Below are 2,711 nucleotides of genomic sequence, written 5' to 3'. Positions count from 1 at the left end.
AGCGCCGTACAGCGCTGTCTTGGTTCAGATGATCGGTTCCGGTTTGGCTTCAGTTGAGGGGTTGCGGTCCCTAGCCAGTTGTGCGGGTGCGGTTGACACCGTAGGCCTTGAACCGGGCCAGGTGTTGGGTGCTGGTCCGAGGGGTTTGGGTGATCAGGGTGTTTCCAGGTTCGTCGTAGATGTCCAGGACGCTCTCGCCGATCTCGATGGTGACGATCTTTCCGGCGTGTGGGAGCCCGACGCGGACTTTCTGGCCGATGACCATGGTCGTTCCTCGCGCGGACACTTTCCGCTGGGTGCGGGCTGGTTGGTGATCGGGTTGGGGTCTGGGGCGGGCTGCTCGGGCGTCGCGCAGGCGGTTGCGTTGGGCGGTTGTGATGCTCAGCGCGGTGGTGCGGGTGAGCGTTCCGTCGACGATGACCTGGGCGAGGTCGCCGTCGAGGCGCAGGATCACCCGGCGGCCGGCGTGTTGGGCGCCGACGGACACGTACTGACCGGCCACGGTGACGTTGCCGCAGGCGTTCACGGTGCGGCTGATCTCGATTGGCCCGCCGGTCCAGGCCGGGTCTATCGGTGACGGTGCGGCCGGTCGGGCGCCCTCGATGCGCAGCCGGGCCAGGTGAGTGGTGGTCATCCGCGAGGGCAGGGTCTTCAGGTGCATTCCGCCGACCGACAGGTGCACGGTGGTGGTGTCGATCCACAACGTGATGGTGTGTCCGGCGCGGTGGGTGCCCAGCCAGAACTGTTGACCGCAGACGCCGAGGTTTCCGCTGGCCGGCACAACCCGGTCGATCTCGACGGCGTCCAGCGGGTCCGGCGCCACCGTGCTCACGGCCGGGGCCAGTCGCACCGGCTCGGGTTCCGCGGCCCGCTCGGACGGCGGGTCATCGAGGCCAGGCACGCCATCGATGCTGGCCAGCTCGGGCGGGGTCCACAGGGGCAGCACCGCTCGCCGCTGGGGTGCAACGGGGTGGAAGTGCGCGGCGGGTGGGTCCATGTCCCGGGCCTGGTGTGGGCGGCTGTGGTTGTACTGGTGCACCCACTCATCGACCGCGAGTTGGGCGGCGGGCAGGTCGGCGAAGGGGCCGTGCTCATCCAGTAGCTCGGTCTGGATGCTCTGATGCCAGCGCTCGATCTTCCCGGTGGTGGTCGGTGACCGGATTTTGGTCAGCAGATGGTCGATGCCGTTATGCCGGCAGATTTGGTCGAACAGCACCTCACCCGCGCGTGGCCGCACATATTTGCCGGTGAATTGGATGCCGTTGTCCGTCAAGACCTGCTCGGGGACTCCGAAGCGGTGCAGCGCGTCGAGGAAGGCGGCGCAGACCGCGCGGGAGGTCGCCCGGGGCACCACGGTGGCGATCACCGCGTAGCGGGAATGGTCATCGATGCCAGAGACCAGCTTGACCTCCCGCACCCCACCCGAGGCGGCGGGATCGGTGAGGAATACCGAGCCCATGATGTCGATCTGCCACAGCTGCATCGAGGCCGGGCGTTCCCAGCGGCGGTAGTCCGAGCGTGCCCGTTTACGGGTCACCGGGGAAATGAGCTGGTGGCGCACCAGGATGCGATAGATCGATGACCGCGACGGCACCGGCGATACCCCAACCCTGGCCAACTCGTGACCCAGGCGGCGCGGGCCCCAGCGGGCATGGTTGCGGCGCATCTCGCAGATCAGCGCTTCGCTCTCCGCCGCGATCTGCCAGGGGTGACGATGCGGACGGTGCGACTTGTCGATCAGCCCAGCCAAGCCCTCGACGCGGTAGCGGCGAATCCACGCGTGCACGGTCTTGCGCGAGACCCCGTACCGCTCGGCCACCTCCACCACCGGAACTCCGGCGGACAACACCTCCATGACGGCGTGATAACGCTGCTCCACAACGCTCAACTCCACGAGCATCAGCCCGAGCCCCTCCCACGCGGCAGTGATCGCGTGAAGCAGACCCGGGACGGGAGCGTTACCCATCATCTGAAGCCGGCGTGTCACCCATCAAACGAACTCGGACAACATGTCTGCGACGCCGGGGTTCAGAGTTTCTTCTCTTGTTCAAGGCGGCGCCTAGCGGCGCCGCTGCCGGCCGAACCCATGTCGCAGCCCGAGGCGCACCCGGGGCGTGCGGCCTGCCGGCCGGTCCCCGGTCGCGCCAGGCTGCGACGAAGCCGGCAACCTGCACCCCGAATGCACAGGCATCAACCACGAGGATGTCCTCGCCGGACAGGCCGGTCTCCGAGATGGCCGCGATAGCCAGGAACCCAGCGGTCCGTGGTAGACCACCTTCGGCACCTCATCGACCTCCACAGGGGCTATCACATCGCGCCACAGGGGCAAGCCTGACAGCGCAGGCGGCGGTACCGGCGCAGGTTGTCCCCGCAACACGGCGTGATCGGGCCACGCCAGGTCGACGAGATGCCGAAAGGTCACCACTCGCACGGAGACCAACCCACCCGGCCAGCCTTCACGGACCGACCTGTGGCGCGCACGGGAGGCGAGCCTTCAGGCGCGGTCGGTGTCCTCCAGCCAGTGCATGATGCCCGAGACGTTCGTGGAAGCCCTAATGAGCAGCTCGAGCGTCTGGGCTGTGAGGTCGTCTTCGGGGGGCACGGTGTACCGATCTCGGGTCTTGTCCCGGACCATCGCAACGGCGTGGTCGAGGTCCATGCCCTCGGAGTGGGCCTGCTTGGTCAGGTCCACCCAGACCCGCAGTTCTTCG

The 2,711-nt window shown here is 67.7% G+C and carries 2 protein-coding genes; both read right to left on the bottom strand.

Going from position 1 to position 2,711, the window contains the following annotated elements; genetic code table 11:
- Positions 1-70: 70 nt before the first annotated feature.
- On the bottom strand, positions 71-1,900 hold the full coding sequence (locus tag VGJ14_13580) for an IS481 family transposase (GenBank protein HEY2833452.1): 1,830 nt from the start codon (positions 1,898-1,900) through the stop codon (positions 71-73).
- A 594-nt stretch (positions 1,901-2,494) separates the two neighbouring features.
- Positions 2,495-2,711 (bottom strand): hypothetical protein (locus tag VGJ14_13575; GenBank protein HEY2833451.1); only part of this gene is annotated, 217 nt, incomplete at its 5' end.

The sequence above is a fragment of the Sporichthyaceae bacterium genome (assembly GCA_036493475.1).
Taxonomy (GTDB): Bacteria; Actinomycetota; Actinomycetes; order Sporichthyales; family Sporichthyaceae; genus DASQPJ01.
This window is presented reverse-complemented; position numbering and strand designations above follow the sequence as displayed.